Annotated in this window: 4 protein-coding genes; 2 read left to right on the top strand and 2 right to left on the bottom strand. The window is 42.1% G+C overall.

The window, feature by feature from the left end; genetic code table 11:
- Both ABZB17_RS19890 and ABZB17_RS19895 read right to left on the bottom strand, forming a co-directional pair.
- On the bottom strand, nt 1-1258 hold a 1258-nt coding region (locus ABZB17_RS19890), incomplete at its 3' end, for an arylsulfatase (protein WP_372652898.1).
- Nucleotides 1259-1337: 79 nt separating this feature from the next.
- On the bottom strand, nt 1338-2564 hold the full coding sequence (locus ABZB17_RS19895) for a bifunctional 3,4-dihydroxy-2-butanone-4-phosphate synthase/GTP cyclohydrolase II (protein WP_372652900.1): 1227 nt from the start codon (nt 2562-2564) through the stop codon (nt 1338-1340).
- Between the two features lie 295 nt (nt 2565-2859).
- On the opposite strand from ABZB17_RS19895, the gene ABZB17_RS19900 reads away from it, so the two are divergent.
- Nucleotides 2860-3456, top strand: a complete 597-nt coding sequence (locus ABZB17_RS19900) for an NAD(P)H-dependent oxidoreductase (RefSeq protein ID WP_372652903.1) — start codon at nt 2860-2862, stop codon at nt 3454-3456.
- The gene (locus ABZB17_RS19905; RefSeq protein WP_372652905.1) at nt 3449-5341 is read left to right on the top strand and encodes a monovalent cation:proton antiporter-2 (CPA2) family protein; all 1893 of its coding nucleotides are present in this window, start codon (nt 3449-3451) and stop codon (nt 5339-5341) included. Before ABZB17_RS19900 ends, ABZB17_RS19905 begins: the two co-directional genes overlap by 8 nt.
- The last annotated feature ends 162 nt before the right edge of the window (nt 5342-5503 follow it).

Here is a 5503-nt window from a genome sequence, read left to right on the forward strand (position 1 = left end):
AGGCACCATCAGTTAAAGCACACCAGTAGTTCTCTTCACTATAGGTTGTTGCGTGTTCCAAATCGATGTAATTTCTCCATGCATTATGCGGATTTATTATCAACTTGAGAACGGAAAGACCATCCATATCGTTGGGAATTTCTGCTCCGGCTGCATCTAAAAATGTTGGGAGAAAATCGCGCAGCTCGGTAACCTGTTCCAATTTTGTTCCGGGCGCTGATTTACTTTTGAGAGATTCAGGCCATTTTATAATAAAGGGAATATTGGAAGAACCTTCGTAAGCATAGGTTTTGCGCCAGTGGTAATGGTCGCCCAACATGTCGCCATGATCGGATGTGAAACAAATAAGGGTATTTTCGTACATCCCTTTATCTTTTAGCGTTTGAATGATCTTTCCAACCATCTCGTCAATAAAGGTGATGCTCGCGTAATAATGTCGCCGGCTTTCAATGGCATGATCAACTCCAAAATCTCCAAAAGCAGCGTCTTTTCCACCTTCCAAACCTTCATATTGTTTATCCCACTCACCTGTATAGGGTGTCGGAATCTGAACATCTTTATATAAATCGAGAAAACGTTGTGGCGGGTCGTAAGGACTATGCGGACGAGCAAATGATACTTTTAGAAAAAGTGGTTTATCCTGATTGCAATTTTCGATTAATTCAACAGCAGTTTGGCCGGTCCAGTATGTTGGATGTAATTTTTCGTCGAGCTGATAAACTCCTGAACGGTGTTCATTCCAACCTATTCCCGTTTTATCGGGATCTTCGCCGGGGGCCTGCAGTTTAAACCAATCGCGGTAATCACTAACAAAACCATCCTGTTCAACACGGCCACTTTCATCAACCAGCGTTCCGTGAAATCCGTGCAAAGCTTTTTGCGGAAACCAGTGCATCTTACCAATTCCAAACGTGTAGTAACCGGCTTTGCGCAACATACGTGGCATTTCGTATTTATACTTGCGGGCTACACGCCCATAACCTAACATACCGTGGTGCCAGGGCGACATACCCGTTAGCAGACCCGCTCGTGCCGGTGTACAACTGGGCACCGATGAATAGGCGTTTACAAAGGTAGCACCTGCTTCAGCAAGCCTATCAATATTGGGTGATATTACGGCAGCATTGCCCATGCAGCCCAGTGCATCGGCGCGTTGCTGATCGGTAATAATAAAAATAATGTTGGGTTGTGTTCCTTTTTCAGCAGCATTGAGTGCCGCTACCATTACCAAAAAGGCAATTACAAATAGATGTTTCATAGATTAGATTTATGCTACAAATCTAATCATGAAATTTCATCTATCAAGACAACTTTGTAAAATATTTACAAAGTGCAAATTATCTATCGTAGTTAAATTTTCGAAGGTGATGCCCCATTCGGTCGCGTTTGGTTTTCATGTAACGTTGATTATGCTCGTTTGGAGCAATTTCTATGGGTACAATTTCGGTAACTTCCAAACCATAACCTTCTAAACCAACACGCTTTACCGGATTATTGGTTAGCAAACGCATTTTGGTAACACCAAGATTACATAAAATTTGCGCTCCCACGCCATAATCACGTTCGTCGGCTTTAAATCCAAGATGAAGATTGGCTTCAACGGTATCCATTCCCTGGTCCTGCAGTTTGTATGCAGCAATTTTATTGAGTAGCCCAATGCCTCGTCCTTCCTGCATCATGTAAACGATAACACCTTTTCCGGCTTTTTCAATCATCTCCATCGAGCTGTGCAACTGGTCGCCACATTCGCAACGCATCGATCCAAAAATATCGCCGGTCATACATGAAGAGTGCACGCGAACCATAATAGGCTCGTTTGGCTCCCACTCGCCTTTTATCAAAGCAACATGTTCGGCACCATTCGATTTCTGACGGAAAGGAACGATTCTGAAATCGCCGTAATCGGTTGGTAAAGCCACTTCTTCACCTCTTTCAATCAGGCTCTCGCTCTGGAACAGGAAAGAAATCAGGTCTTTAATGGTTATCAGCTTCAGCTTATGTTTTTGAGCAAACTCATACAATTGTGGCAAGCGGGCCATTGTTCCGTCGTCGTTCATAATTTCAACCAGCACACCCGAAGGTTTTAAACCGGCTAAACGAGCAAGGTCAACAGCAGCCTCGGTGTGTCCGGTACGGCGCAACACCCCACGTTCCATAGCTTTTAAAGGAAAAATATGCCCCGGACGGCCCAATTGTTCCGGTCGGGTTTTTTTATCAACCAGCATTTTAATGGTAATTGCCCGGTCGGCAGCAGAAATTCCCGTAGTTACTTCTGGATGAATCGCATCAACCGAAACTGTAAACGCCGTTTCATTGGCCGAAGTGTTTTTACCCACCATCAATTCCAGCTCCAGTTCCTTGCAACGGTCCTCTGTTAATGCTACGCAAATAAGGCCGCGAGCCTGCGAAGCCATAAAATTTACGATTTCAGTGGTGATCAATTCCGAGGCTACAATTAGATCACCTTCGTTCTCTCTATCTTCATCATCAACAACAATTACCATTTCACCTCTCTGTATAGCAGCAATGGCTTCAGGAATTGTGTTAAGCTTAATTTCTGTCATATCTGTCCTTTAAATCAGCCGCAAAATTACAAAGTTTTCTGAAACGGTTTCATGACTTTTTAATATCATTTGCGTGAAATAACATTAACAACACTAAGTAGACACTGAATTACAGCATTTTTTAATTTACAAAATGGATAAATTCAAATAGAAAAACGTAAACTTTTTTGCTTTCCGGGTATTTATGCTTTTATAGTTGCTCATAAAAGCTGATATTAGTACCTGACAACTTTGTCATTCTGAAATTTGTTTGAGATTTTTAATCATCTATTTTCAGTTTTAACAGAATTTAGAAATGAAAAAAATATTAATACTTTTTGCACATCCGGCTTTTCACAAGTCGCTCATCAACAAAACGCTAATGGAAGCTATTAAAGATCTGGATGGTGTTACCGTTAATAATTTGTATGAAAAGTATCCCGATTTTTTTATTGATGTGCCTGTTGAACAAAAACTGCTAACCCAGCACGATATCATAATCTGGCAACATCCGTTTTACTGGTACAGCGCGCCTGCTATTATCAAAGAGTGGATGGATTTGGTGTTGCAACATGGCTTTGCTTATGGTACACACGGGCGGGCTTTGGAAGGTAAATGGGCCATGTCGTGCATTTCAACCGGCGGAAGAAAAGAAGTATACAGTGCCGAGGGAAAAAACCGGTATACCATAAACCAGTTTTTAGCACCTTTTATACAATCGGCCAGTCTTTGCCGGATGGAAAACCTCCCGCCTTTTGTAGTGCACGGTTCGCATACCCTAAGCAGAGATGACATAAAAAAATTTGCCGACGATTATCGTAAGGTTATAACTCTGCTTCGCGATAACCAGATCGATTCGGAACAACTGAACACAATGGAGTACATGAACGAAATAATTAAGCACGATGCATAATCAGGATTTTTTTTTAAACGCATTAATTTACCTTGGTGCAGCAGTAGTTTCTGTTCCAATTGCCAAAAAACTGGGTCTTGGTTCGGTGCTGGGTTACCTGCTTGCCGGAATTATTATCGGACCATTTGTGTTACGATTGGTAGGCAACGAAGCCGGAGAAGTGATGCATTTTGCCGAGTTTGGCGTTGTGCTTATGCTTTTTATTATCGGTCTGGAACTGGAGCCCAAACTATTGTGGAAAATGCGGCGATCTATTTTTGGACTCGGGGGATTACAAGTGCTTATAACTGCCGGAATAATTACGGGAGTAGCACTTTTACTCAATTTCCAGCTAAACAGGGCGGTGGCCATCGGGCTTATTCTTGCACTCTCTTCAACAGCAATTGTATTACAAACTTTAAGCGAAAAAGGATTGATGCGCAACATTGCCGGGCGATCGGCTTTTTCGGTTTTATTGTTTCAGGATATGGCGGTTATTCCAATACTTGCATTACTACCAATTATAGCCACTCTGGGAACACCGGCCGATCTTTCGGATACATCGATAAACAGTATTGGACAGGTTGCACAATTGCCCGGCTGGCTGCAATTATTAATTATTATTGGAGCGATTACCGTATTGGTTATTATTGGCCGTTTTGCTGCCCGTCATATTTTCCGTCTGGTTGCCGAAACCGGTTTACACGAGGTTTTTGTAGCCCTGGCACTGCTTATGGTAATTGGAACTGCTCTTGGGATGGATGCCATTGGATTATCACCCGCACTTGGAACTTTTATCGCCGGCGTTGTTCTGGCCGACAGCGAATACCGCCACGAGCTGGAAACAACCATCGATCCGTTTAAAGGATTGCTGCTTGGACTCTTTTTTATTTCTGTGGGAGCCGGCATCAACTTTAACCTGCTTATCGAAGATCCATGGTTAATCATTCTGTTTGTGCTCCTTCTTATTTTTATAAAGTTTGTGGTACTGTTGATTTTGGGCAGAATATTCCGGCTAAAAAAAGGCTTTGAGTTTCTTTTTGCATTTCTGCTGGCACAGGCCAGCGAATTTGCTTTTGTACTTATCTCCTTCTCGAAACAAAACAAACTGTTCGACGAACAAACTTCAGGAATGCTTTTGCTGGTAGTTACCTTATCGATGGCGATTTCGCCACTACTGCTAATTTTTAACGACAAAGCGGTGAGCCCTATTTTGGCGCGCTGGCAAAACAAACTGGAATACGATGATATTGAGGATGAAGAAACACCGGTAATTCTTGCAGGTTTCGGGCGATTTGGATTAACAGTTGGCCGTATTTTACTGGCAAACGGAATAAAAGTTACCATCCTCGATAATAATCCATCAAACGTTGAAACACTGCGTAAATATGGTTTCAAACTGTATTTTGGCGATATTACCCGCCCCACAATGCTCGAAAAAGCAGGAATTGAAAATGCCCGTTTGCTGATTCTTAGTATGGCCGAGCATGAAAATGCGTTGAAAGTGGCCGAGATTGTTCGTAAGAAATACCCGCATGTAAAAATACTGGCGCGTGCCAAAGATATTTTCCATGTATTTGAATACCTGAATTTAAACATTAACAAAGTACAACGCGAAAACTTTCATTCGGCCGCCGAACTTGGAAACGACGCATTGATTGAACTGGGATTTTCGAAATACGAAGCCTACCGTGCCACACGCACTTTTAAACACCACGAAGACCAGGTTACAGAAGAGCTGTACCGACACTGGCTGGAAGACCAGGGCAAGTTTATTCAGGAAACCCGTCGTTTTGCAGAACAGGTAAAAGAAACCCTGCAAGCCGAAAAAAACTACTCCATTCATGAAACCGATTGCGCCTGGGATGTGGATTCGCTGAAGGATGAAGCTAAAAAGGAAAAGTAGATTCCTTCCGTTTTATTTAACAGACATTGCTGTCCCATTAAAATCTAATAATATTCTTTGAAAATATTGAAATTTAGTTAGTTGCAGGCGATTTTCGATTAAACGGATTTCAATTTGCATTTTCGCTATTCATAAACAGATTAGCAAATGCATAAGGATAAA

The organism is Draconibacterium sp., assembly GCF_041583095.1.
GTDB lineage: Bacteria > Bacteroidota > Bacteroidia > Bacteroidales > Prolixibacteraceae > Draconibacterium.

Bases quoted from the DNA above. Each gene is read 5' to 3' on its own strand.
- ABZB17_RS19900 (WP_372652903.1), top strand. From the start codon at position 2,860: ATGAAAAAAATATTAATACTTTTTGCACATCCGGCTTTTCACAAGTCG.
- ABZB17_RS19905 (WP_372652905.1), top strand. From the start codon at position 3,449: ATGCATAATCAGGATTTTTTTTTAAACGCATTAATTTACCTTGGTGCA.
- ABZB17_RS19895 (WP_372652900.1), bottom strand. From the start codon at position 2,564: ATGACAGAAATTAAGCTTAACACAATTCCTGAAGCCATTGCTGCTATA.